We start from the raw sequence: 21639 nt of genomic DNA on the forward strand, positions 1-21639 counted from the left end.
CTCGGGTCGTTTCCCGGGGGGTCGCGTCGTGGCTCGCGTGCGGCCAAGTGGATGAGACAATGCGGCCATGAGCGAGTACAACGCCCCCGGTCAACCGCCGTACGGCCAGCAGCCCTACGGAGAGCAGCCCTACGGGCAGCAGCCCTACGGGAACGGCCCTGTGGCCGACCACCCCCAGTCGACCCTGGTGCTCATCCTGGGCATCCTCGGGTTGGTGGCCTGTGGAGTCGTGGCCCCCTTCGCGTGGGTGATGGGCAACAGGGTCGTTCGTGAGATCGACGCCTCGCAGGGACGCATGGGTGGTCGCGGAGCGGCTCAGGCCGGGCGGATCTGCGGAATCATCGGCAGCGTCCTGCTGGTCCTTGGTGTGCTGATGATCCTCTTCATGATCGTGGTGCTGGTCGGCACCGCGTCGGTCTAGCGGTGAGCTCCGCTACGTCACGCGAGCGCCCGCACAAGGGGCTGACCCCGGAGGGTCGCCGTAAACGGGAGATCCTGTCCTACTCCCGGCGGGGCAGTCGTTTCACCCCCAGCCAACAGCGCGCCTGGGATGCTCACCACGAGGGATGGGTCGTGCCCGAGGAAGCCGTGGACGAGCCGGGATTCACCTGGACCACTTGGTTCGGACGCGAGGCGCCCCTGATCGTCGAGATCGGGCCGGGGGTCGGCGAGGCCACCGGTGTGCTGGCCGCCCTACGCCCGGAGTGCAACGTCCTGGCGCTGGAGGTCTGGCTGCCCGGCGTGGCCGCCGGTCTCGGTGAGGTTGCCGCCGCTGGTGCCGACAACGTCCGGTTCTGCACCGTCGACGCCGCCTGGTGCTTGGCCGAAACCCTCGGCACCGCGTCGCTGCGTGAGGTGTGGACGTTCTTCCCCGACCCGTGGCCCAAGACCAAGCACCACAAACGACGTCTCGTCGACGCGCAGTTCGCTGCGCTGGTCGCGGATCGCCTCGAGCCCGGGGGCCGGTGGCGTCTGGCGACCGATTGGGCGCCGTACGCCGAGCAGATGCACAAGGTGCTCGACGCGGAACCCACTCTCGACGGGGGACCGGTCGAACGATGGGCGGACCGCCCGGTCACGAAGTTCGAACGCAAGGGTGTCGAGGTCGACCGCGACATCGCGGACTTCACCTACACCCGACGATGACGGCCGCCCCCTGATGCCGTGGAGTAGTCCGTGGGAGCCGGATGCGGTCAGCGTCGGTTGACGAGCCGATCCCTGAACGCAGACTCGCGCTGGAGTCGGGTCTGATCGCGTTCTCGGCGTGAGGCGATCACCGCGGCGAGGAAGTCTGCGGCCGTGGTGCCCGGCGGAGGTGCTGGGGAGACGTGCGGCCGCACCTCGTTGGCCAACTGTTCCCCGATCGTCGCCGCCGAAGCGGGGTCGATGCTCGGCAGCCGACCGAGGAACTGACGCACGGCCAGGGCCAGTCCGACCGGCAACGAGGTGATGTCGGCCGACCGCGCCCATGCCGCGAGGTGGGGTGGCATCACGGCCGGCATCGCGAGTTGCAGTTTCACGCGTTCGCGTACGACGTACGTGCCCGCGGCATAGTCGCCCAGCCGCTTGCCGCGGGAACTGAGCAGCATCGAGAAGAACGCCGGCACCCCGGTGAACGCGTAGATCTCGACGAAGCCGATCAGGGATCGAACGAAGGCATGCTGGAAGGAGATGGGACCCGCGTCGTCGCGGACCGTGCGCAGGCCGACCGCCATCTTGCCCAGTGACTTGCCGCGGGTCAGGGTCTCGATCGTCGTCGGGATGATGAGGAAGACGGTGATCACCGTCCCGATGACGGCCACCGTGGCAAGCGCATCGTCGGTGTTCACCGCAGCGACTGCATAGACGATGAGCACGACAGCCAGAGTGAGGACCGTGACCGTCAGATCGATCAAACCGCTGGCCATGCGTGACCCGAGGCCGGCCGGTGGCAGGTCGAGCGCCACCGCTTCCCCGGTCACCAGGTCATCGGTCGTCAGGGTCGCGAACTCCGGTGCTGGCACTCCCGCAGTCTAGGTCGTTCTCCTTGGTTACTGACCGTCGTTACTACTACCCGACCGGTATAGCGGTCCGGTAGTAGTAACGACGGTCAGTAACATGGCGGCTGTGGACCTCGATGCGTACGTGATGGCCCACTCTCGGGACTGGGCGAGGCTGGAAGAACTGACCACGACCCGGAGTCTGACGGGCGCCGAGGCCGATGAACTCGTCGAGCGGTATCAACAGGTCGCGACCCACCTGTCGGTCGTGCGCAGTTCGGCACCCGACGGCGCCCTGATCGCCCACCTGTCGTCCCTGTTGTCGCGCGCTCGCAACCGGGCGGTCGGCACACGAGTCGGGAGTTGGGCCAGCATCGGGTCGTTCTTCACCGAGCGGTTCCCGGCGGCGCTCTATCGGCTGCGCCGGTGGTGGCTGTGGACGATCGCGGCCAACGTGGTCGTCACCGGGGCCATGATGCTGTGGTTCCTGGCCAACCCGACGGTGGAGCAGAGCCTGCTCGCCCCCGAGGAGATCAACCAGTTGGTGAACAACGACTTCGAGGGCTACTACAGCGAATTCGCGGCCAGCAACTTCACCGCCCAGGTCTGGGTCAACAACGCCTGGGTCGCCGCCCTGTGTATCGCCCTGGGGGTGCTCGGGGCTCCGGTGCTCTACCTGCTGTTCCAGAACGTGCTGAACCTCGCCATCGTCGGCTCGATCATGATCAACAACGACCGGGGCAGTCTGTTCTGGGGGCTCATCCTCCCGCACGGGTTGCTCGAACTCACCGCCGTCTTCGTGGCCGGCGGGGTCGGCCTACGGCTGTTCTGGTCCTGGATCGAACCCGGAGACCTCACGCGCACCGCGTCGATGGCCAGGGAGGGTCGTACGGCGGCCACGGTGGCTCTGGGACTGGTCGTGGTGCTGCTGATCAGCGGCGTCATCGAGGGCTTCGTGACGCCCTCACCGTTGCCCACGTGGGCCCGGGTCTGCATCGGCATCGTCGCCGAAACGGTCTTCTTCGCCTACGTCTTCATCCTCGGCCGCAACGCGGTGAACCGGGGCTTCACCGGTGACCTGGACGCCGCGCTCCTCGAGGACCGGGTCGCCACCCAGGCCTGAGCTCCCGCCTCAACCAGCGCCAGGTCGGAGCGTCAGAGCAGACCGCGGGCCTTCAGGGCCAGGTAGTGATCGGCGAGGGCCGGCGGCAACGATTCGGCGTCCGCGTCGATCACGTCGACGCCGAGACGGCCGAGGAGTTCCGATGTGCGCTGTCGGCGTCGCAGCACCTGCTCGGCCGCTGCGGCGTCGTACACCTCGTCGATGGACCCTCGGGTCGACGCCAACGCGTCCAGGGCGGGATCGCGGACCGAGGCGAGGACGACCCGGTGGTGCCGGGTCAGGGTGGGGAGGACCCGCAACAGGCCCTCTTCGATCGCCGAGGACTCCAGGGGCGTGAGGAGCACGACCAGGGCCCGCTGCTTGCCGAAGCTCTGGACCGCGCCGGCCAACGCGTCCCAGTCGGCCTCGGCGATGACCGCCTCGAGATCAGCCATCGCGTCCTGGAGCTTGGACGACACGTCCTTGGACCCGGCTGAACGCAGTCGGGATCGGACACGTCGGTCACCGGCGACGAAGTCGATCCGGTCCCCGGCCCGGGCCGCGAGCGCGGCCAGGAGCAGAGCGGCGTCCATCGCGGAGTCCAACCGGGGTACGTCGTCGACCCGGCCCGCCGAGGTACGTGAGGTGTCGAGGACCAGAACCACGCGGCGGTCGCGCTCGGGCTGCCAGGTACGGACCACCACGTTGCGGTTCCGAGCCGAGGCACGCCAGTCGATGGAACGTACGTCGTCCCCCCGGACGTACTCACGCAGCGAGTCGAACTCGGTGCCGGCGCCCCGGATACGGACCGCCGAACGACCGTCCAGATCGCGAAGTCTGGCCAGCCGGGAGGGGAGATGCTTGCGGGACTCGAAGGGCGGCAGCGAACGGACCGACCCCGGCACCTCGATGGTCTGCTGCCGAGCCACGAGCCCGAGCGGACCGAGGATCCGCACCGTGAGGCCCAGGGCGCGCAGGTCCCCTCGTCGGGTCGGCCGTAGGGGCGTGCGGATGAGCAGGCGGTCGCCGGGGGAGATGCCCACCCGGTGCCGGTTGCCGGTGGCGCCCGCCGAGGGCTGCCAGGCGTCGCGGACCAGAGCGCGGACCTTCCGCGTTCCCTGGTTGGCCACGACCACCTCGGAGCAGGTCTCGTGACCCAGGCGCACGGTACCGATGGATCGACGGGTCAACCCGAGCGAGGAAGGTCGTGGGGCAAGCAGCCAGTCGATCAGGGACACCAGCACGACCACCAACAGCCAGAGCCACACGGTGCTCAGGACGGGTCGCAGGACGACGGGCCCGATGCCCAGAGCGAGCAGTGCGACCAGGCGCCCGGTGACGACCATCAGCGGGGAACCGGTACCGAACCCAGGGCGGAGGCCAGCACCTGAGCGACGTCCACCCCTTCCAGCTCGGCCTCGGGACGAAGCCCCAGCCGGTGGACCAGGGTGGCATTGGCCAGGGACTTCACGTCGTCGGGCGTGACGAAGTCCCGACCGCTGAGCCAGGCCCAGGCCCGCGCCGAACGCAGCAACGAGGTCGCTCCCCGGGGGCTGACCCCCAGAGACAGAGAGGGCGATTCGCGGGTCGCCCGGGCGATGTCGACGATGTAGCCAGCCACCTCGGGGGAGACCTGCACCTTCCTCACGGCAACCTGGCCCGCCTCGATGTCGGCAGCGCCCGCCACGGCTCGCACTCCCGCCCCCGCGACGTCGCGGGGGTCGAAACCGCCGGCGTGACGACGCAGGATCTCCAGTTCCTGCTCCCGCTCGGGGATCGGCAGCACGACCTTCAACAGGAAACGGTCCAACTGCGCCTCGGGCAGCGGGTAGGTGCCTTCGTACTCGACCGGGTTCTGGGTGGCGGCCACCAGGAAGGGTCGGGGCAACTGGCGCGAAACGCCGTCCACCGAGACCTGCCCCTCCTCCATGGCCTCCAGCAGCGCCGACTGGGTCTTCGGGGGAGTCCGGTTGATCTCGTCGGCGAGGAGCAGATTGGTGAACACCGGCCCCTCGCGGAAGCTCAGTTCGCCGGCCGAGGAGGCGATCACCATGGAACCGGTGATGTCGCCCGGCATCAGGTCGGGGGTGAACTGCACGCGCGACGTACTGACCGACAGGGATTCGGCCAGGGTGCGGACCAACAGGGTCTTGGCCGTCCCGGGGACCCCCTCCATCAGCACGTGCCCGCCACACAGCAACGCCACCAGCAGACCGGAGACCGCGGCGTCCTGGCCGACGACCGCCTTGGCGACCTCGGTGCGCACCGCAGCGAGCCGCTCACGGGCGTCACCAGCAGGGGCGGGCGGGGAAGCGGGCTCATAGGGGGGCTGTTCGTGTTGACTGGGGGTTTCGCTCATGGGGTGTGTGCCTCTCTGTCGATCTCGGCCAGGTCGTTGGCCAACGTGATCAGGTCTCGATCGTTGCTCGGTACGGGGGCGTGGGTGCCCAACAGGGCGGCGACCTCGGCCTCGGTTCGCCCCAGGTGGCGAGCGAGGTCGCGGATCAGGGTGTCCTCGGGGGTGCCACGACCCAACCGCAGACGCTCAGCGGCCCGACGACGGGCCGCCTGGCGCAGCGCTGCAGCGGCGTGGGCTCGGTCGCCGGCTCGACGGTAGAGGCGACCCCGACTGCGGGTCGTCTCGATCGCCTTGATGACCACGGGGAGCGGCTCGCTGGCGAGGGGACCGAATCGACGGCCCCGCCAGAGGATCAGGGCCAGACCCGACAGGGCGGCCAGCCACAGACCCGGCATGATCCACCGCGGGATGAGGCTCGACAGGGTCGTGGACTCGCCGGCGATCACGTCGCGGAAGTCGGGGACGTACCACACCAGACGCTCGCGCTGACCCAACGTGCGCAGGGCGATGGCGGCGTTGTCGGCGCGCAGGATCTGGTCGTTGGTCAGCGACCGGCCACCGCCGAAGAAAAGCGCAGGCCCGTTGGACAGCAGCACGGAGCGGCCGTCCTGGCTGAAGCAGCCGTCGGACCCCGGGTAGGTGTAGGCACTGTCCACCTCGAGGGTGAGCCCGTCGAGGTCTGCGAGTCCGCACTGCGCCGTACGACCGTCGTTCAGGCCGTCCCGAGAAGGCGTGGGGAGACCGGGGAAGGCATCGACGGTGCCCGGCCCGGCGTCCACGACGATCAGGGTGGCCCCCGCGGTGTCGTCCACCAGTCGCTCCACCGTGCTGGGCCCCAGGTTCTGTGTCGAGGTGACCACCACCGTCGCATCAGCGCCGGCCGACGCGCTGGCCAGCGCGTCGGCGGAACGCACGATCTGTACGTCGACGCCTTCGTTGCCGAGCACCTGGGCCAACGCCTGGGCACCGCCCAGGCCCGGGTTCTGCGGATCGAGATCGTTTCCGTTCGCCACCCCGTCCTGGGAGAGGACCACGACCAGCACGGCGGCGAGGAGGGCCAGGGTGATCACCACAGTGGCCCGGCGGCGCTTCAACCAGGCCAGGGCGGCCCTCCCCGGAGGAGGGGTGCGCACCTCGGTGGCGACAGGTGAGGCGTTCATCGCACGCTCGCCATCTCGTCGTCGAGGGCCAGGACGTCGAGCGCCTGCTCCCTGGTGGCCGAGCGGTCGCCGTACAGAACGGCATCGAACAGGTTCGCGCTGAGGTCCATCCGCGCGCGCTGGTGGGGGTACTCGCGCGCCAGGACCTGACTGACCTCGTGAGCGGTGGTGCCGGGGGAGTCCTCCAAACGGCCACGCTCGACCTGTCGTACGGCCAGGGCCCGGAAGGCCTCGACCACGGCGTCCTCGAACCGACTCTGGGCCATGGCCTCTTCGGCGCGCAGGCGCAGTTGGTCGGCGGTCACGATCTCGTCGGTGAGCACGGCCCGGGTCGTGGCGTCGGCCGTGGTGCTCCGCCGCGCACGCGACGCCAACCAACCCAGGGCGAGGACCAACGCCAGGAGGACGAGCATCGCCGCGAAGGTCGGCAGTGCCCCGATGTTCGACGCCGCGTTGATCCCGCCGTCGATGCGGCGCATGATGGCGTTGAGCAGGCGCTCCAGCAGGTTCTGGTCGTTGTAGCGGGGCTCGAGCAGTTCTCGCCGGAGCAGCGACCGACCTTCGTCCGAGGACGGGTCGAGGGGTGGGTCCAGTCGCAGAAGAGTCCCGAGGGCTCCTGTCGTCTGCCCGGCCGACCCGGACATCACGAGACGGTGATCCCAGCCTGTCGCATCAGTTCGATGTCGTAGGCCTCCTTGCGCATCCTCTGGTCGAGGTACTGGGTGGAGGCGACCGTCGCGGTGAAAGGAGCCACGAAGGCCGTGGTGATCACCGAGCTGATTGCTTGGCTCAGCACCAGGATCAACAGGGCGTACTGCGGCACCGCGAGCATCACGACATTACCCACGATCCCCACAGGAAAGGCGAGGAGGTTGCCGGCGATGCTGGCGATCAACAAGGTCAGCAGCGCGATCCCGAAGGTCCGCCAGAACTGTCGAGCCGTCAAGCGGTAGCCACGAGCGATCGCCCCGAACACCCCGACGTCCTCGAGCATGAGCACCGGTGCGGGCAGGTAGTAGAACCGAATCCAGAAGTACGCCATCGCGGCGAGGAACAACGGAACACTGATGACGCCCCAGAGGACGATGGGCAACACGGCATCGGAGCCGATGACCACTCCGACCCATGCCAGCACGTAGATGGTGAGCAGCAGGAGAGCCGCCGCGTTGATCAACAGGGTCAGCCCCACCAGACGCCACCGCTTGCCCCGGGTAGCGGCCCACGCCTCGCCCAGGCTGAGCCGGCGCCCCACGGCAGCGGCCGCCGTGACGTGCGCGATCATCCCGGTCACGAAGATCAGTCCGAACTGGAGCAGGAACAAACCGGTGAACAGCGACCCGAAGGATCCCACCAGCCCGACGATCTCTTCGGTCGTCGCGTCTACCGAAGCCTCCCCACTCACGTCCAGAGCCGTGCCGATCGTGAAGCTCAGGACGGCGGTCACCAGGATGGGGATGGTCATCGTGATGGCCGCGACCAGTACGGCGGCCCCGACGGTCGCCCTGGGATTGAACCGGATGATCCGGAAGGCGCCGTCGTACATGTCGCCGAGCCCGAGGGGTCGTAACGGCAGGGCGCCGGGTTTGTGGGCGGCTCCCAGCATCCCGGGAGTGGGCCGCCAGGGGCCCTGGGGTGCCGGACCGGGGTGCGGCGCGAACGGCCCGGGCTGACTGCCCCCGGGTGACGGCGGCGGTGCGCCGGGCGGCGGAGGCGTGGCCCCCCAACCGGGCGCGGGCTGACCGGGCTCGGGTTGATACCCGGGGGGTGGGGGAGGGGGCGACCCGGTCGCGGATTCGTGGCTCGGCCCGGTCGGTGGTTGTTGTTCGGACATATCTCCCTCACGCTATCGAGTTGCGTCATCTTGTCACTGACGTCCGGGGCGGGCCGCGCCGAGGCGGATTCCCCGTAACGGAGGTCCCATGGCACCCTGGGGGCAGGCTGGATGTCGCTGGGAGAGATCGGTGCGGGCCGGACTGGAACGAGCTTCCCGGTTCGATTTGGTACGACCACAGATCTCTGCCAAGATATCCAGGTTGCTCCGGCGGGTCGTCGGGGCGCGGCATACCTTGACTACTGAATCGTGTCTCCCAGCTCAGCAAGTTCAGCGTGGAGCGAGATAGGTAGTACGCAGGTGCGTTCGCGTCATACCGGGAGACCCGATCAGTCTGATGAAATTCCGTCAGGCACCCACAGCCACATAACGCAGATCCTGGTCTCGCGTCGCGAATTACGAGCGACACGCCCGACCGCGGGGGTCGGCGGGGTGAGGGTGAGCAGCAGGAGAGACCGACTCAAACCGGAGGACGTCTCGGACCGAAACGCGGCCCACACGCAAGCAGCTCTACAGAGTAAGGACGAGAGAGACCTATGGCGGGACAGAAGATCCGCATCAGGCTCAAGGCCTATGACCACGAGGTGATCGACACCTCGGCGCGCAAGATCGTTGACACGGTGACCCGTACGGGCGCGAAGGTCGCAGGCCCGGTGCCGTTGCCGACCGAGAAGAACGTCTACTGCGTCATTCGCTCGCCCCACAAGTACAAGGACAGCCGCGAGCACTTCGAGATGCGTACGCACAAGCGCCTCATCGACATCATCGATCCGACCCCGAAGACAGTCGACTCGCTCATGCGACTCGACCTGCCTGCCGGCGTCGACATCGAGATCAAGCTCTAGGTCAGGGACGGAGAACGAGCCATGACTGTTGAACGCAATGTGAAGGGCCTCCTGGGCACCAAGTTGGGCATGACCCAACTGTGGGACGAGAACAACCGAGTCGTCCCGGTGACCGTCATCGACGCCCGCACCAACGTGATCACCCAGGTCCGTCAGCCCTCCACCGATGGCTACAACGCCATCCAGGTCGGTTTCGGCGAGATCGAGGGCCGTAAGGTCAACAAGCCCCAGTCCGGTCACTTCGCGAAGGCGGGCACCACGCCGCGTCGCCACGTGGTCGAGATCCGTACCGCCGACGCGTCGGAGTACACGATCGGCCAGGAGGTCTCGGTCGAGACCTTCGAGCCGGGTCAGATCATCGACGTGACGGGGACCAGCAAGGGCAAGGGCTTCGCCGGTGTCATGAAGCGTCACGGCTTCCACGGCGTCGGCGCATCCCACGGTGCCCACAAGAACCACCGCAAGCCCGGCTCCATCGGCGCCTGCGCGACCCCCGGTCGCGTGTTCAAGGGTGTTCGCATGGCCGGCCGGATGGGTTCGGACACCGTCACCACCCAGAACGTCACCGTTCACGCCGTGGACGTCGACCGGGGCCTGATCCTGCTCAAGGGTGCCGTTCCCGGCCCCAAGGGTGGCGTCATCGTCCTGCGTACGGCCGCGAAGAAGCAGGAGGTCTGAGCATGGCTACCAACACCGTCAAGGTCGATCTGCCCGCGGAGATCTTCGCCGCCAAGATCAACGTCGCCCTGATTCACCAGGTCGTCGTCGCCCAGCAGGCTGCGGCCCGCCAGGGAACCCACTCCACCAAGACCCGCGGCGAGGTTCGCGGCGGTGGACGCAAGCCCCACAAGCAGAAGGGCACCGGCCGCGCCCGTGCGGGCTCGACCCGCGCACCGCAGTGGACCGGTGGTGGCGTCGTACACGGCCCCAAGCCGCGCGACTACGACCAGCGCACTCCCAAGAAGATGAAGGCCGCCGCCCTGCGCGGAGCCCTCTCGGACCGGGCCGCCAACGGTCGGATCCACGTTCTCTCCTCGCTCGTCGAGGGTGACGCCCCGTCGACCAAGTCGGCTCTGGCCGCCCTGGCCGGCCTCGAGGTCAACGGACGCAACCGCTTCATGGTGGTCCTCGAGCGCACCGACACCGTCAACTGGCTCTCCCTGCGCAACGCGCAGGAGGTCCACATCGTCGCCGTCGACCAGCTGAACACCTACGACGTCCTGGCTTCGGACGACGTGGTCTTCACCGAAGGCGCCTATGACGCCCTCGTCAGCGGCTCCTACAAGACCGCATCGACGAAGAAGGAGGCCGAGCAGAAGTGAGCACCCTGCACAAGGACCACCGCGACATCCTGATCGCACCCGTGGTTTCCGAGAAGAGCTACGGCCTCCTCGACGCCAACAAGTACACCTTCCTCGTGAGTCCCGACTCCAACAAGACCGAGATCAAGATCGCGGTCGAAAAGGTGTTCAACGTCAAGGTGACCTCGGTCAACACGATCAATCGCAAGGGCAAGACGCGGCGTACCCGCAACGGCCTGGGTAAGCGCAAGGACACCAAGCGCGCGATCGTCAGCCTCGCCGAGGGCCACCGCATCGACATCTTCGGAGGCCCGGTCTCCTGACCGGGCATCGATAGGACAGGTTGAAAGATGGCTATCCGTAAGTACAAGCCGACCACCCCGGGCCGTCGTGGCTCGTCGGTCGCCGACTTCGTCGAGATCACCCGTACCACGCCCGAGAAGTCGCTGACGCGTCCGCTGCCCAAGAAGGGCGGCCGCAACAACCAGGGCCGGATCACCACCCGGCACCAGGGCGGCGGTCACAAGCGTGCCTACCGCGTCATCGACTTCCGTCGCTATGACAAGGACGGGATCCCGGCCAAGGTCGCTCACATCGAGTACGACCCCAACCGCACCGCTCGCATCGCGCTGCTGCACTTCGCAGACGGCGAGAAGCGCTACATCATCGCTCCCAAGGACCTTTCCCAGGGGACGATGATCGAGTCCGGCGTCGGGGCCGACATCAAGCCCGGCAACAACCTGCCGCTGCGCAACATCCCGGTCGGTACGACCATCCACTGTGTGGAGTTGCGTCCCGGTGGCGGTGCCAAGATCGCTCGCTCGGCCGGCAACTCGGCCCAGCTCGTCGCCCGTGAAGGGTCCCGCGCCACACTGCGGATGCCCTCGGGTGAGATGCGATTCGTCGACGTGCGCTGCCGCGCCACCGTCGGTGAGGTCGGCAACGCCGAACAGTCCAACATCAACTGGGGCAAGGCCGGCCGGATGCGTTGGAAGGGCAAGCGCCCGACCGTCCGCGGTGTTGTCATGAACCCGGTCGACCACCCGCACGGTGGTGGCGAGGGCAAGACCTCCGGTGGTCGTCACCCGGTCTCGCCGTGGGGCCAGCCTGAAGGCCGTACGCGTAAGCGCAAGGCCAGCGACTCCCAGATCATCCGCCGCCGCAAGTCCGGCAAGAAGCGCTAGGAAGTTAGAGATGCCTCGCAGCCTGAAAAAGGGTCCCTTCGTGGACGACCACCTCATGAAGAAGGTGGACGCGGAGAACGACAAGGGTTCCCACAACGTGATCAAGACGTGGTCGCGCCGCTCCATGATCGTGCCGGCCATGATCGGCCACACGCTCGCGGTGCACGACGGACGCAAGCACATCCCGGTCTTCGTCACCGACTCGATGGTCGGTCACAAGCTCGGCGAGTTCGCGCCCACCCGCACCTACCGCGGGCACGTCAAGGACGACCGAAAGGGGAAGCGTCGATGAGCACCACCGAACGCCGGCGTACCAGCGCCCGTCGCAACACCCTGCTCGGCGACCAGCCCGGCTCCTTCGCCAGCGCGCGCTTCGTGCGCATCACGCCGATGAAGGCCCGCCGAGTCGTGGACCTGGTCCGCGGCATGCCCGTCGAGGACGCACTCAGCTTGCTGAAGTTCGCCCCGCAGGCGGCCTCCGAGACGGTCTACAAGATCCTCGAGAGCGCGATCGCCAACGCCGAGTCGACCGAGGGTCTGGACGCTGGTGACCTCATCGTGTCCAACTGTCAGGTCGACGAGGGCCCGACGATGAAGCGCTGGCGCCCCCGGGCCCAGGGCCGGGCCACGCGGATCAACAAGCGCACCAGCCACATCACCGTGGTGGTTCAGCCCGCTGACGTGGTTGCCGCAGCCAAGCTCAAGACCAAGAAGAACGGACGGAGTGCCTGATGGGCCAGAAGATCAACCCGAACGGCTTCCGCCTCGGAATCTCGACCGACCACAAGTCGCGTTGGTACGCCGACAAGCTCTACAAGGCCTATGTGGGCGAAGACGTCGCGATCCGCAAGTTGCTCTCCAAGGGCATGGAGCGGGCAGGCATCTCCAAGGTGGAGATCGAGCGCACCCGTGAGCGGGTCCGCGTCGACATCCACACCGCCCGTCCCGGCATCGTCATCGGTCGCCGTGGCGCCGAGGCCGACCGCATCCGCGGCGAGCTCGAGAAGCTCACCGGCAAGCAGGTCCAGCTGAACATTCTCGAGGTCAAGAGCCCCGAGATCGATGCCCAGCTGGTCGCTCAGGGTGTCGCCGAGCAGCTCGCCGGTCGTGTGCAGTTCCGTCGTGCCATGCGCAAGGCCATGCAGACCTCCATGCGTTCGGGCGCCAAGGGCATCCGGATCCAGTGCTCGGGTCGTCTCAACGGCGCCGAGATGTCCCGCACCGAGTTCTACCGTGAGGGTCGCGTTCCGTTGCACACCCTGCGTGCGGACATCGACTACGGGTTCTACGAGGCCAAGACCACCTTCGGCCGCATCGGCGTGAAGGTCTGGATCTACAAGGGCGAGGTCGCCGGCACCCGTGCCGAGCGTCAGGCCCAGGCCGCAGCGCGTGCCGGTGTCCCCGGCCGCGGCGGTGCCCGTCCCCAGCGTGGCGGCGAGCGCCCCACCCGCGGATCCCGTGGAGACCGTCCCACCCGGGCCGACCGCGAGACCACCGCCCCCTCAAGCCAGCCGAGCACGTCGACTGCACCCGCGGCCGATGCAGCTTCCAGCGCGGCCCCCGCGGCCAGCGATGCCGGGAAGGAGAGCTGACCATGTTGATGCCACGCAGGGTCAAGCACCGTAAGCAGCACCACCCCAAGCGCCGCGGCGCGGCCAAGGGCGGCACCACGCTCGCGTTCGGCGACTACGGGATCCAGGCCGTCGAGGGTCACTATGTGACCAACCGACAGATCGAGTCCGCTCGTATCGCCATGACCCGTCACATCAAGCGCGGCGGAAAGGTGTGGATCAACATCTACCCCGACCGCCCGCTGACCAAGAAGCCGGCCGAGACCCGGATGGGTTCCGGTAAGGGTTCACCCGAGTGGTGGATCGCCAACGTCAAGCCCGGCCGTGTCATGTTCGAACTCTCCGGTGTCGATGAGGAGACTGCTCGCGAGGCCATGCGCCGCGCGATGCACAAGCTCCCGATGAAGTGCCGGTACATCTCTCGAGAGGCGGGTGACTTCTGATGGCTCAGGGCACCAAGGCGCACGAGCTCGACGACTTCAACAACGTCGACCTCGAAGCGAAGCTGCGCGAGGCCAAGGAGGAGCTTTTCAACCTCCGCTTCCAGGCGGCCACCGGCCAACTGGAGAGCCACGGCCGACTGCGCACAGTCAAGAAGGACATTGCCCGGATCTACACCGTGGTGCGTGAGCGTGAGCTCGGGATTCGCACCGCTCCGGACTCAGAAAGCCCCAACGCCACAGATGAGGAAGAGGCGAGCGCGTGAGCGAGAACACCGAGGCAACCACGCCCGCGGACTCCGGATCGGCCGAGCGCAACGCGCGTAAGGTCCGTGAAGGCCTGGTCGTGAGCGACAAGATGGACAAGACCGTCGTGGTCACCGTCGAGGACCGTGTCAAGCACGCCCTCTACGGCAAGGTGCTGCGTCGTACGAGCAAGTTGAAGGCTCACGATGAGCCCAACGCCTGCGGCGTCGGCGACCGTGTCCTGATCATGGAGACCCGTCCCCTCTCAGCCACGAAGCGCTGGCGCGTCGTGGAGATTCTGGAGAAGGCCAAGTGATTCAGCAAGAGTCGAGGATGAAGGTTGCCGACAACACCGGCGCCAAGGAGATCCTCTGCATTCGTGTGCTCGGTGGCTCCGGTCGCCGGTACGCCGGCATCGGTGACGTCATCGTCGCGACCGTCAAGGACGCGATTCCTGGCGGAAACGTCAAGAAGGGCGACGTCGTCAAGGCCGTCATCGTGCGCACTGTCAAGGAACGCCGTCGTCCCGACGGTTCCTACATCAAATTCGACGAGAACGCGGCTGTGATCCTCAAGACCGACGGCGAGCCACGCGGCACCCGCATCTTCGGTCCCGTGGGCCGCGAGCTTCGCGACAAGAAGTTCATGAAGATCATCTCGCTGGCTCCGGAGGTGCTCTGATGGGAAAGAACTCTGTGAACATCAAGAAGGGTGACACCGTCAAGGTGATCGCTGGCAAGGACAAGGGCGCCGAGGGCAAGGTCATCAAGGTCTTGCGTGAGGACCACCGGGTCATCGTCGAAGGTGTGAACCGCATCAAGAAGCACACCAAGGTGGTCAACCAGGGCGGTCGCGCCGGCACCACCGGCGGCATCATCACCACCGAGGCTGCCATCCACGTGTCCAACGTGATGCTGGTCGAGGGTGATGGCGTGACTCGGATCGGCTTCCGCCGTGACGAGGTCACCAAGCGTCGCCCCGACGGTTCGACGTACAACTCGACCCGCAGCGTCCGCATCTCGCGCAAGACCGGTGAGGAGATCTGATGACCGAGACCCAGACCGAGGAAGGCACGGCCACCGAGGCCCCAGCCGTCCCGCGACTGAAGACCCGCTACCGCGAAGAGATCCTTCCGGCGCTGCAGTCCGAGTTCGAAATCACCAACGTCATGCAGGTGCCCGGCCTGACCAAGATCGTGGTCAACATGGGTGTCGGTGAGGCTGCTCGCGACTCGAAGCTGATCGAGGGCGCCATCCGCGACCTGACCACGATCACCGGTCAGAAGCCGTCGGTGACCAAGGCCCGCAAGTCCATCGCCCAGTACAAGCTGCGCGAAGGCATGCCGATCGGTACCCACGTGACGTTGCGTGGAGACCGCATGTGGGAGTTCCTCGACCGCCTGCTGTCCCTGGCCCTGCCGCGTATCCGCGACTTCCGTGGACTCTCGGCCAACCAGTTCGACGGCAACGGCAACTACACGTTCGGTCTGACCGAGCAGGTCATGTTCCACGAGATCGACCAGGACAAGGTCGACCGTCAGCGGGGCATGGACATCACGGTCGTCACCACGGCGACCACCGACGACCATGGCCGGGCGCTGCTCAAGCAGCTCGGTTTCCCGTTCAAGGAAGGCAACTGACATGGCGAAGACTTCGCTGAAGGTCAAGGCGGCTCGTAAGCCCAAGTTCGCCGTGCGCGGGTACACCCGTTGCCAGCGCTGCGGTCGCCCCAAGGCGGTCTACCGCAAGTTCGGCCTGTGCCGGATCTGCTTGCGTGAAATGGCCCACCGTGGCGAGCTCCCCGGAGTCACCAAGTCCTCTTGGTGATCCGAGTCCGCCGCTGGTCGAGACTGTCGAGACCACTCCATACCAACCGCTGAAGGTCCGTTCGGACGTAGTCCGCGTGGAAACCACAGAAGAGAGAGAACACAACCGCAATGACGATGACTGACCCGATTGCAGACATGCTCACGCGTCTGCGCAACGCCAACACGGCGTTCCACGACGAGGTCGCAATGCCCTACAGCAAGTTGAAGCAGGGCGTTGCTGAGATCCTCAAGCAGGAGGGGTACATCACCTCCTTCTCCGTCGCCGACAACGAGGGTGTGGGCCAGACCCTCACCGTCGTGCTGAAGTACGGCCGCAACCGTGAGCGTTCGCTCGCCGGTGTGCGCCGGATCAGCAAGCCCGGACTGCGCGTCTACGCCAAGTCCACCGGCCTGCCCAAGGTGCTCGGCGGCCTCGGTGTCGCGATCATCTCGACCAGCCAAGGGCTACTCACCGACCGCCAGGCGAACCAGAAGGGCGTAGGTGGGGAAGTCCTCGCCTACGTCTGGTAACCCGGACCTACGAGACCAGAGGAGATATACAGCATGTCGCGTATTGGCAAGCTCCCCATCGCGGTCCCGTCCGGTGTGACCGTGACCATCGACCAGGCGCACGTGACGGTCAAGGGCCCCAAGGGCACCCTGTCGCACACCGTGGCCGCACCGATCACGGTGACCCAGAACGACGGCGTCCTCGACGTCAACCGCCCCGACGACGAGCGTGAGAGCAAGGCCCTGCACGGGCTGAGCCGCACGTTGGTCAACAACATGGTCGTCGGAGTCACCGACGGCTACGAGAAGAAGCTCGAGATCGTCGGAGTCGGCTACCGGGTCCTGTCCAAGGGCCCCACGCAGCTGGAGTTCCAGCTCGGCTACTCCCACTCGATCACCTTCGACGCGCCGGAGGGCATCACCTTCGCCGTCGAGACCCCCACCAAGATGGCGGTCAACGGGATCGACAAGCAGCTCGTCGGCGAGACCGCCGCGAACATTCGCAAACTGCGCAAGCCCGAGCCCTACAAGGGCAAGGGCGTGCGTTACGCCGGCGAGCTAGTCCGCCGCAAGGTCGGAAAGGCTGGTAAGTGACATGGCGATCTCTCTGAGGCACAACAAGAACACCGCGACGCGTCAGCGTTCGCGTCTGCTGCGCCAGAAGCGTGGGCGCAAGAAGATCTCCGGTACGGCCGAACGACCGCGTCTCGTGGTCACCCGGTCCACCAAGCACATCAGTGTCCAGGTGGTCGACGACCTCGTGGGCAAGACCGTGGCGTACGCCTCGACGATGGAAGCCGACCTGCGCTCCTTCGACGGGGACAAGACGGCCAAGGCGAAGAAGGTCGGCGAGCTCGTCGCCGAGCGGGCCAAGACGGCCGGGATCGATGGCGTGGTCTTCGACCGCGCTGGCAACAAGTACCACGGCCGGATCGCGGCCCTAGCCGATGGCGCCCGCGAGGGCGGCCTGACCTTCTGATGGTCAAGTCAGTACGGAAAGAGGGAAGAGACTCATGAGTGGAGCTCAGCGTGGACAGCGCGCCGGGGGCCAGGGCGGCGGCCGTGGTCGTGACGGTGGTCGCGGACAGGGCGCCGACAAGAACCAGTATGTCGAGCGCGTCGTGGCCATCAACCGTGTCGCGAAGGTCGTCAAGGGTGGTCGTCGGTTCAGCTTCACCGCTCTGGTCGTCGTCGGTGACGGCGACGGACTGGTAGGCGTCGGATACGGCAAGGCCAAGGAGGTGCCCGCGGCGATCGCCAAGGGCGTCGAGGAGGCGAAGAAGAGCTTCTTCCGCGTTCCTCGCGTGCAGGGCACCATCCCCCACCCCGTCCAGGGCGAGAAGGCGGCCGGTGTCGTGATGCTGCGTCCCGCCGCTCCTGGTACCGGTGTGATTGCTGGTGGACCCGTGCGTGCGGTGCTCGAGTGCGCCGGCATCCACGACATCCTGAGCAAGTCGCTCGGGTCGTCGAACCAGATCAACATCGTGCACGCCACCGTCGAGGCCCTCCGCATGTTGGAGACGCCCGAGTCGGTTGCGGCACGTCGCGGACTGACCGTCGAGCAGGTGGCCCCGGCCGCCCTGCTGCGGGCTCGCGCCCAAGGCGAGGCCGACGCGAAGGAAGCCGCTTCGGGGGTGTCCTCCTGATGGCGCAGTTGAAGGTGCAACAGCTCAAGTCGACGATCGGCTGCAAGCCCAATCAGCGCGAGACCATTCGCTCGCTGGGGCTCAAGCGGATCGGCGACACCGTGATCAAGGAAGACCGCCCGGAGATCCGCGGAATGGTCCACACCGTTCGTCACCTGGTGACGTTCGAGGAGGTCGAGTGACATGACGCTGAAACTTCACCACTTGCGTCCCGCCCCCGGGGCCAAGACCGCCAAGACCCGCGTGGGTCGCGGTGAGGCCTCCAAGGGCAAGACCGCAGGACGAGGCACCAAGGGCACCAAGGCTCGTAACCAGGTTCCCGCCGCGTTCGAGGGTGGGCAGATGCCCCTTCACATGCGGCTGCCGAAGCTCAAGGGCTTCAAGAACCCGTTCAAGGTCGAGTTCCAGGTCGTCAACCTCGACCGGATCAGCTCGCTGTTCCCCGAGGGCGGCGACGTCACCGTGGATGAGCTCATCTCGCGTGGGGCGGTCCGCAAGGGCTACCCCGTCAAGGTGCTCGGCCAGGGTGACCTGACCGTCAAGGTCGCCGTGAGCGCGAACGCCTTCTCCGGTTCGGCGAAGGACAAGATCGAAGCAGCCGGAGGATCGACCACCGTCGTATGACGGTTCGGCTTCGCCTGTCACGCCCCCGGGCGTAAGGACACGGTTCGTTCTGCGAGCCGTGTCCTTGGTCAGCCCCTGTTAGGCTTCGGACTTGCGACCCTCCCGGGAAGCAAGTCCGGAGACCTGACGGAGGGTCCCCAATCTGCTGCAGAAAGAGGATCTCGTGCTCAGTGCGTTCCTGAACGCATTCCGGACACCGGACTTGCGGCGCAAGCTGCTGTTCGTCCTGATGATCGTCACCATCTTCCGTGCCGGATCTCAGATCCCCGCTCCGGGTGTGAACGTGGCCAACGTCCAGCGGTGTCTCGGTGATCAGGCCAACAATGAGGGTGTCTACAACCTCATCAACCTGTTCTCCGGCGGCGCGCTGCTCCAGTTGACGATCTTCGCGCTCGGGATCATGCCTTACATCACCGCCAGCATCATCCTGCAGCTGCTCGTCGTGGTCATCCCACGGCTCGAAGCGCTGAAGAAGGAGGGTCAGGCGGGTCAGACGAAGATCACTCAGTACACCCGTTACCTCACCCTCGGCCTAGCGCTCCTTCAGGCCACCGGCATCGTGGCCTTGGCCCGGTCGGGCGGACTGTTGCAGTGTGACCAACCGCTGCTGCACAGCAACGACACCTCGACCTTCCTGGTCATGGTCGTGACCATGACGGCGGGCACCGCGGTCATCATGTGGCTCGGCGAGCTCATCACCGACCGCGGCGTCGGCAACGGTATGTCGATCCTGATCTTCTGCCAGGTCGTCGCCACCTTCCCCGTCGCCTTGTGGCAGGTCCAGAAGTCGCAGGGACCGTGGGTCTTCTCCATCGTGATCGCGGTGGGTCTGGTGATCGTCGCGGCGGTCATCTTCATCGAACAGTCCCAGCGTCGGATCCCGGTCCAGTACGCCCGCCGGATGGTCGGGCGGAAGATGTTCGGTGGCTCCTCGACGTACATTCCGCTCAAGGTCAACCAGGCCGGCATCATCCCGGTCATCTTCGCCTCGTCGATGCTCTATCTCCCGGCCATGGCCGTGCAGTTCAACCCCAACACCGAGAACCCGGTGCTGATCTTCGTCTCCCGCTACTTCGTCGGAGGTGGACATCCGCTCTACATGGCGACGTTCTTCGGGCTCATCGTCTTCTTCACCTACTTCTACGTGTCGATCACCTTCAACCCCAATGAGGTGGCAGACAACATGAAGAAGTACGGCGGCTTCATCCCCGGGATCCGGGCAGGGAAGCCGACCGAGGACTATCTGTCCTACGTCCTGTCCCGCATCACGTTGCCAGGTGCTCTCTATCTTGGTCTGATCTCTCTGATTCCGCTGATCGCCCTGGTGCTGATCGATGCGAACCAGAACTTCCCGTTCGGCGGCACGTCCATCCTCATCATGGTCGGAGTGGCGCTCGATACGGTCAAGCAGATCGAGAGCCAGCTCCAGCAGCGCAACTACGAAGGATTCCTCCGATAGTCATGCGTCTGATTCTGATGGGGCCCCCGGGAGCCGGTAAGGGCACACAAGCCACCCACGTAGCCGATCACTTCGGCATTCCTGCGGTCTCGACCGGCGATATCTTCCGCGCCAACGTGTCCAAGGGAACCGAACTAGGCGTCGAAGCCCAGAAGTACATGGACTCCGGCGAATACGTCCCGGACGAGGTGACGAATCTGATGGTGCGTAACCGCATCGACGAGGACGACGCCCGCCCGGGGTTCCTGCTCGACGGGTACCCCCGCACGGTGGCTCAGGTCGAGGAACTCGACGGCATGATCTCCCACACCGGGCACACCCTGGACGCCGCGGTGGTCCTCACCGTCGACTCCGAGGAGATCGTCGCTCGGCTCCTGCAGCGCGCGGAGACCGAGGGTCGCGCCGACGACACCGAAGAGGTCATCCGTCGTCGCCAGGAGGTGTACGCCGAGCAGACCGAACCGTTGATCGACGTCTACCGCCAACGCGGCATCCTCATCGAGGTGGACGGGATGGGCGAGGTCGAGGACGTCACCCAACGGATCTTCGAAGCCCTGGACCAGATCAGCGAGAGCTAGGTCCAGGTGCGCCTGCGACACCGTCGGGTGCAGATCAAGACACCGGATCAGATCGCCGTCATGCGACGTGCCGGTCTCGTCGTGGGGGAGACCCTGGCGATGCTGCGTGCGACGACCCGGGCGGGGATGACCACTGGCGAGGTCGATGCGATCGCCGAGGACGCGATCCGGTCCGCCGGCGCGGTGCCGTCCTTTCAGGGGTACCACGGGTTTCCCGGGTCGATCTGCGCCTCGATCAACGACGAGGTCGTGCACGGCATCCCCGGCGACAGGATCCTGGTCGAGGGTGACGTGGTCTCCATCGACTGCGGCGCGATCGTGGAGGGGTGGCACGGGGACGCCGCCCTCACCTTCGTCCTGGGCGAGGCGAGTGCGCAGGTGGCCGAGTTGCTTCGCGTGACGGAGGAGTCGATGTGGCGCGGGATCGGCGCCGCTCGACAAGGCGGCCGGGTCAGCGATATCGGCCACGCCGTGGAGCAGTACGTCGACGCGTGCGGCGACTACGGGATCGTCGAGGAATTCACCGGCCACGGCATCGGCACCGAGATGCACCAGGACCCCGACGTACCCAACTTCGGCCGCGCCGGTCGCGGAGCCAAGCTCGTCACTGGGATCGCTCTGGCCGTGGAGCCGATGATCACCCTCGGCAGTCCGAACACGCGCACCTTGGCCGACGACTGGACAGTGGTCAGTGCCGACGGATCCGTAGCGGCCCACTTCGAGCACTCCTTCGCCCTCACCGACCGCGGGGTCTGGGTGCTCACCGCACTCGACGGCGGCGAGACCGAACTGGCCCGGCTGGGTGTCCCCTTCGGGGGCTGAGGTTCGAGATCCGGTGAGTCGGCGTGTGTTGACGCCTGAGAACCGGTGAGTCGGCGCAACTTCGACAATTGGCGCCGACTCGGGCTCTTGTGACTGATGTGTGGGTCATGTTCGTCCGGGGAGGTGTGGTCGGTGGCCGCCGAGGCTGAGCATGATCAGGGCGATGAGGGCGTCG

General features: G+C 66.6%; 33 protein-coding genes. 27 read left to right on the forward strand and 6 right to left on the reverse strand.

Annotation, left to right across the window (positions count from 1 at the left end; translation table 11 throughout):
• The first annotated feature begins 67 nt into the window (after positions 1-67).
• Both ACYVLV_RS02650 and trmB read left to right on the forward strand, forming a co-directional pair.
• Entirely contained in the window at positions 68-421 is a 354-nt protein-coding gene (locus ACYVLV_RS02650) for a DUF4190 domain-containing protein (RefSeq protein WP_460807483.1), read from the forward strand.
• A gap of 2 nt (positions 422-423) precedes the next feature.
• The gene (gene trmB / locus ACYVLV_RS02655) at positions 424-1146 is read left to right on the forward strand and encodes a tRNA (guanosine(46)-N7)-methyltransferase TrmB (protein ID WP_460807485.1); all 723 of its coding nucleotides are present in this window, start codon (positions 424-426) and stop codon (positions 1144-1146) included.
• A gap of 47 nt (positions 1147-1193) precedes the next feature.
• Here trmB and ACYVLV_RS02660 read toward each other — a convergent pair whose 3' ends face one another.
• Positions 1194-2003: an RDD family protein gene (locus ACYVLV_RS02660; protein ID WP_460807486.1), complete on the reverse strand. Its 810-nt coding sequence runs from the start codon at positions 2001-2003 to the stop codon at positions 1194-1196.
• 94 nt (positions 2004-2097) lie between these two features.
• Between ACYVLV_RS02660 and ACYVLV_RS02665 the strand changes: the two genes are divergently transcribed.
• On the forward strand, positions 2098-3102 hold the full coding sequence (locus ACYVLV_RS02665) for a stage II sporulation protein M (RefSeq protein WP_460807488.1): 1005 nt from the start codon (positions 2098-2100) through the stop codon (positions 3100-3102).
• Positions 3103-3134: 32 nt separating this feature from the next.
• Here ACYVLV_RS02665 and ACYVLV_RS02670 read toward each other — a convergent pair whose 3' ends face one another.
• From ACYVLV_RS02670 to ACYVLV_RS02690, 5 genes are read right to left on the reverse strand one after another with little or no spacing between them, the layout of a single operon-like run.
• Positions 3135-4427, reverse strand: coding sequence for a DUF58 domain-containing protein (locus ACYVLV_RS02670; protein WP_460807489.1), 1293 nt, complete (start codon positions 4425-4427; stop codon positions 3135-3137).
• A complete protein-coding gene (locus ACYVLV_RS02675) occupies positions 4427-5440 on the reverse strand; it encodes an AAA family ATPase (protein ID WP_460807490.1) in 1014 nt (337 codons plus the stop codon). The genes ACYVLV_RS02670 and ACYVLV_RS02675 overlap by 1 nt, the downstream gene beginning before the upstream one ends.
• A complete protein-coding gene (locus ACYVLV_RS02680; protein WP_460807491.1) occupies positions 5437-6600 on the reverse strand; it encodes a DUF4350 domain-containing protein in 1164 nt (387 codons plus the stop codon). The genes ACYVLV_RS02675 and ACYVLV_RS02680 overlap by 4 nt, the downstream gene beginning before the upstream one ends.
• Positions 6597-7244, reverse strand: coding sequence for a DUF4129 domain-containing protein (locus tag ACYVLV_RS02685; RefSeq protein WP_460807493.1), 648 nt, complete (start codon positions 7242-7244; stop codon positions 6597-6599). The genes ACYVLV_RS02680 and ACYVLV_RS02685 overlap by 4 nt, the downstream gene beginning before the upstream one ends.
• The gene (locus ACYVLV_RS02690; protein ID WP_460807495.1) at positions 7244-8203 is read right to left on the reverse strand and encodes a hypothetical protein; all 960 of its coding nucleotides are present in this window, start codon (positions 8201-8203) and stop codon (positions 7244-7246) included. The genes ACYVLV_RS02685 and ACYVLV_RS02690 overlap by 1 nt, the downstream gene beginning before the upstream one ends.
• Positions 8204-8967: 764 nt before the next feature.
• On the opposite strand from ACYVLV_RS02690, the gene rpsJ reads away from it, so the two are divergent.
• The 24 genes from rpsJ to map all read left to right on the forward strand — a co-directional run bounded on the left by rpsJ (position 8968) and on the right by map (position 21464).
• A complete protein-coding gene (gene rpsJ / locus ACYVLV_RS02695; RefSeq protein WP_008360994.1) occupies positions 8968-9276 on the forward strand; it encodes a 30S ribosomal protein S10 in 309 nt (102 codons plus the stop codon).
• A gap of 21 nt (positions 9277-9297) precedes the next feature.
• Complete coding sequence (gene rplC, locus ACYVLV_RS02700; RefSeq protein WP_460807497.1) at positions 9298-9954, forward strand: 50S ribosomal protein L3; 657 nt, start codon at positions 9298-9300, stop codon at positions 9952-9954.
• Between the two features lie 2 nt (positions 9955-9956).
• On the forward strand, positions 9957-10598 hold the full coding sequence (gene rplD, locus ACYVLV_RS02705; protein ID WP_460807499.1) for a 50S ribosomal protein L4: 642 nt from the start codon (positions 9957-9959) through the stop codon (positions 10596-10598).
• Positions 10595-10900 (forward strand): 50S ribosomal protein L23, encoded by a 306-nt coding sequence (gene rplW / locus ACYVLV_RS02710; protein WP_460807500.1) that lies wholly within the window; start codon positions 10595-10597, stop codon positions 10898-10900. Before rplD ends, rplW begins: the two co-directional genes overlap by 4 nt.
• Positions 10901-10927: 27 nt before the next feature.
• Positions 10928-11761, forward strand: coding sequence for a 50S ribosomal protein L2 (rplB, locus tag ACYVLV_RS02715; protein ID WP_460807502.1), 834 nt, complete (start codon positions 10928-10930; stop codon positions 11759-11761).
• A 10-nt stretch (positions 11762-11771) separates the two neighbouring features.
• On the forward strand, positions 11772-12053 hold the full coding sequence (gene rpsS / locus ACYVLV_RS02720; protein ID WP_460807504.1) for a 30S ribosomal protein S19: 282 nt from the start codon (positions 11772-11774) through the stop codon (positions 12051-12053).
• On the forward strand, positions 12050-12493 hold the full coding sequence (gene rplV, locus ACYVLV_RS02725; protein WP_460807505.1) for a 50S ribosomal protein L22: 444 nt from the start codon (positions 12050-12052) through the stop codon (positions 12491-12493). Before rpsS ends, rplV begins: the two co-directional genes overlap by 4 nt.
• A complete protein-coding gene (rpsC, locus tag ACYVLV_RS02730; protein WP_460807506.1) occupies positions 12493-13353 on the forward strand; it encodes a 30S ribosomal protein S3 in 861 nt (286 codons plus the stop codon). The genes rplV and rpsC overlap by 1 nt, the downstream gene beginning before the upstream one ends.
• 2 nt (positions 13354-13355) lie before the next feature.
• The gene (gene rplP / locus ACYVLV_RS02735) at positions 13356-13775 is read left to right on the forward strand and encodes a 50S ribosomal protein L16 (RefSeq protein ID WP_460807507.1); all 420 of its coding nucleotides are present in this window, start codon (positions 13356-13358) and stop codon (positions 13773-13775) included.
• Positions 13775-14038, forward strand: a complete 264-nt coding sequence (gene rpmC, locus ACYVLV_RS02740) for a 50S ribosomal protein L29 (RefSeq protein WP_460807509.1) — start codon at positions 13775-13777, stop codon at positions 14036-14038. The genes rplP and rpmC overlap by 1 nt, the downstream gene beginning before the upstream one ends.
• Entirely contained in the window at positions 14035-14334 is a 300-nt protein-coding gene (gene rpsQ / locus ACYVLV_RS02745; protein WP_460807512.1) for a 30S ribosomal protein S17, read from the forward strand. Before rpmC ends, rpsQ begins: the two co-directional genes overlap by 4 nt.
• Positions 14331-14699 carry a 50S ribosomal protein L14 gene (gene rplN, locus ACYVLV_RS02750; protein ID WP_460807513.1) on the forward strand — a complete coding sequence of 123 codons (369 nt, stop codon included), beginning with the start codon at positions 14331-14333 and terminating at the stop codon, positions 14697-14699. The genes rpsQ and rplN overlap by 4 nt, the downstream gene beginning before the upstream one ends.
• Positions 14699-15064 (forward strand): 50S ribosomal protein L24, encoded by a 366-nt coding sequence (gene rplX, locus ACYVLV_RS02755; RefSeq protein ID WP_460807515.1) that lies wholly within the window; start codon positions 14699-14701, stop codon positions 15062-15064. The genes rplN and rplX overlap by 1 nt, the downstream gene beginning before the upstream one ends.
• The gene (gene rplE / locus ACYVLV_RS02760) at positions 15064-15657 is read left to right on the forward strand and encodes a 50S ribosomal protein L5 (protein WP_460807516.1); all 594 of its coding nucleotides are present in this window, start codon (positions 15064-15066) and stop codon (positions 15655-15657) included. Before rplX ends, rplE begins: the two co-directional genes overlap by 1 nt.
• Before the next feature lies 1 nt (position 15658).
• Positions 15659-15844 (forward strand): type Z 30S ribosomal protein S14, encoded by a 186-nt coding sequence (locus ACYVLV_RS02765; protein ID WP_010831721.1) that lies wholly within the window; start codon positions 15659-15661, stop codon positions 15842-15844.
• Positions 15845-15954: 110 nt separating this feature from the next.
• Positions 15955-16356, forward strand: coding sequence for a 30S ribosomal protein S8 (rpsH, locus tag ACYVLV_RS02770; RefSeq protein ID WP_460807518.1), 402 nt, complete (start codon positions 15955-15957; stop codon positions 16354-16356).
• Positions 16357-16389: 33 nt separating this feature from the next.
• Positions 16390-16929, forward strand: a complete 540-nt coding sequence (gene rplF / locus ACYVLV_RS02775) for a 50S ribosomal protein L6 (protein WP_460807519.1) — start codon at positions 16390-16392, stop codon at positions 16927-16929.
• A gap of 1 nt (position 16930) precedes the next feature.
• On the forward strand, positions 16931-17314 hold the full coding sequence (rplR, locus tag ACYVLV_RS02780) for a 50S ribosomal protein L18 (RefSeq protein WP_460807521.1): 384 nt from the start codon (positions 16931-16933) through the stop codon (positions 17312-17314).
• A 34-nt stretch (positions 17315-17348) separates the two neighbouring features.
• A complete protein-coding gene (rpsE, locus tag ACYVLV_RS02785) occupies positions 17349-17981 on the forward strand; it encodes a 30S ribosomal protein S5 (protein WP_460807523.1) in 633 nt (210 codons plus the stop codon).
• Positions 17981-18163, forward strand: coding sequence for a 50S ribosomal protein L30 (rpmD, locus tag ACYVLV_RS02790; RefSeq protein ID WP_460807524.1), 183 nt, complete (start codon positions 17981-17983; stop codon positions 18161-18163). Before rpsE ends, rpmD begins: the two co-directional genes overlap by 1 nt.
• A gap of 1 nt (position 18164) precedes the next feature.
• Positions 18165-18605, forward strand: coding sequence for a 50S ribosomal protein L15 (gene rplO / locus ACYVLV_RS02795; RefSeq protein ID WP_460807525.1), 441 nt, complete (start codon positions 18165-18167; stop codon positions 18603-18605).
• Positions 18606-18768: 163 nt separating this feature from the next.
• Entirely contained in the window at positions 18769-20064 is a 1296-nt protein-coding gene (gene secY, locus ACYVLV_RS02800) for a preprotein translocase subunit SecY (RefSeq protein WP_460807527.1), read from the forward strand.
• A gap of 2 nt (positions 20065-20066) precedes the next feature.
• Complete coding sequence (locus ACYVLV_RS02805; protein WP_460807528.1) at positions 20067-20642, forward strand: adenylate kinase; 576 nt, start codon at positions 20067-20069, stop codon at positions 20640-20642.
• Between the two features lie 6 nt (positions 20643-20648).
• On the forward strand, positions 20649-21464 hold the full coding sequence (map, locus tag ACYVLV_RS02810) for a type I methionyl aminopeptidase (protein ID WP_460807530.1): 816 nt from the start codon (positions 20649-20651) through the stop codon (positions 21462-21464).
• Positions 21465-21639: the final 175 nt, after the last annotated feature.

The sequence above is a fragment of the Nocardioides salsibiostraticola genome (genome assembly GCF_054783655.1).

What these genes read in the sequence shown, in the direction of transcription:
- ACYVLV_RS02665 (WP_460807488.1), top strand. Translation starts at nt 2,098, where the DNA reads ATGGCGGCTGTGGACCTCGATGCGTACGTGATGGCCCACTCTCGGGAC.
- rpsJ (WP_008360994.1), top strand. Translation starts at nt 8,968, where the DNA reads ATGGCGGGACAGAAGATCCGCATCAGGCTCAAGGCCTATGACCACGAG.
- rpmC (WP_460807509.1), top strand. Translation starts at nt 13,775, where the DNA reads ATGGCTCAGGGCACCAAGGCGCACGAGCTCGACGACTTCAACAACGTC.
- ACYVLV_RS02805 (WP_460807528.1), top strand. Translation starts at nt 20,067, where the DNA reads ATGCGTCTGATTCTGATGGGGCCCCCGGGAGCCGGTAAGGGCACACAA.
- rpsC (WP_460807506.1), top strand. Translation starts at nt 12,493, where the DNA reads ATGGGCCAGAAGATCAACCCGAACGGCTTCCGCCTCGGAATCTCGACC.
- ACYVLV_RS02675 (WP_460807490.1), bottom strand. Translation starts at nt 5,440, where the DNA reads ATGAGCGAAACCCCCAGTCAACACGAACAGCCCCCCTATGAGCCCGCT.
- ACYVLV_RS02650 (WP_460807483.1), top strand. Translation starts at nt 68, where the DNA reads ATGAGCGAGTACAACGCCCCCGGTCAACCGCCGTACGGCCAGCAGCCC.
- rplO (WP_460807525.1), top strand. Translation starts at nt 18,165, where the DNA reads ATGACGCTGAAACTTCACCACTTGCGTCCCGCCCCCGGGGCCAAGACC.
- rpsS (WP_460807504.1), top strand. Translation starts at nt 11,772, where the DNA reads ATGCCTCGCAGCCTGAAAAAGGGTCCCTTCGTGGACGACCACCTCATG.
- ACYVLV_RS02690 (WP_460807495.1), bottom strand. Translation starts at nt 8,203, where the DNA reads ATGCTGGGAGCCGCCCACAAACCCGGCGCCCTGCCGTTACGACCCCTC.
- rpsE (WP_460807523.1), top strand. Translation starts at nt 17,349, where the DNA reads ATGAGTGGAGCTCAGCGTGGACAGCGCGCCGGGGGCCAGGGCGGCGGC.
- rplC (WP_460807497.1), top strand. Translation starts at nt 9,298, where the DNA reads ATGACTGTTGAACGCAATGTGAAGGGCCTCCTGGGCACCAAGTTGGGC.
- ACYVLV_RS02765 (WP_010831721.1), top strand. Translation starts at nt 15,659, where the DNA reads ATGGCGAAGACTTCGCTGAAGGTCAAGGCGGCTCGTAAGCCCAAGTTC.
- rplF (WP_460807519.1), top strand. Translation starts at nt 16,390, where the DNA reads ATGTCGCGTATTGGCAAGCTCCCCATCGCGGTCCCGTCCGGTGTGACC.
- ACYVLV_RS02680 (WP_460807491.1), bottom strand. Translation starts at nt 6,600, where the DNA reads ATGAACGCCTCACCTGTCGCCACCGAGGTGCGCACCCCTCCTCCGGGG.
- rplD (WP_460807499.1), top strand. Translation starts at nt 9,957, where the DNA reads ATGGCTACCAACACCGTCAAGGTCGATCTGCCCGCGGAGATCTTCGCC.
- rpsH (WP_460807518.1), top strand. Translation starts at nt 15,955, where the DNA reads ATGACGATGACTGACCCGATTGCAGACATGCTCACGCGTCTGCGCAAC.
- ACYVLV_RS02685 (WP_460807493.1), bottom strand. Translation starts at nt 7,244, where the DNA reads ATGTCCGGGTCGGCCGGGCAGACGACAGGAGCCCTCGGGACTCTTCTG.
- rpmD (WP_460807524.1), top strand. Translation starts at nt 17,981, where the DNA reads ATGGCGCAGTTGAAGGTGCAACAGCTCAAGTCGACGATCGGCTGCAAG.
- rplX (WP_460807515.1), top strand. Translation starts at nt 14,699, where the DNA reads ATGGGAAAGAACTCTGTGAACATCAAGAAGGGTGACACCGTCAAGGTG.
- rplV (WP_460807505.1), top strand. Translation starts at nt 12,050, where the DNA reads ATGAGCACCACCGAACGCCGGCGTACCAGCGCCCGTCGCAACACCCTG.
- rplE (WP_460807516.1), top strand. Translation starts at nt 15,064, where the DNA reads ATGACCGAGACCCAGACCGAGGAAGGCACGGCCACCGAGGCCCCAGCC.
- rplR (WP_460807521.1), top strand. Translation starts at nt 16,931, where the DNA reads ATGGCGATCTCTCTGAGGCACAACAAGAACACCGCGACGCGTCAGCGT.
- rplP (WP_460807507.1), top strand. Translation starts at nt 13,356, where the DNA reads ATGTTGATGCCACGCAGGGTCAAGCACCGTAAGCAGCACCACCCCAAG.
- ACYVLV_RS02670 (WP_460807489.1), bottom strand. Translation starts at nt 4,427, where the DNA reads ATGGTCGTCACCGGGCGCCTGGTCGCACTGCTCGCTCTGGGCATCGGG.
- rplB (WP_460807502.1), top strand. Translation starts at nt 10,928, where the DNA reads ATGGCTATCCGTAAGTACAAGCCGACCACCCCGGGCCGTCGTGGCTCG.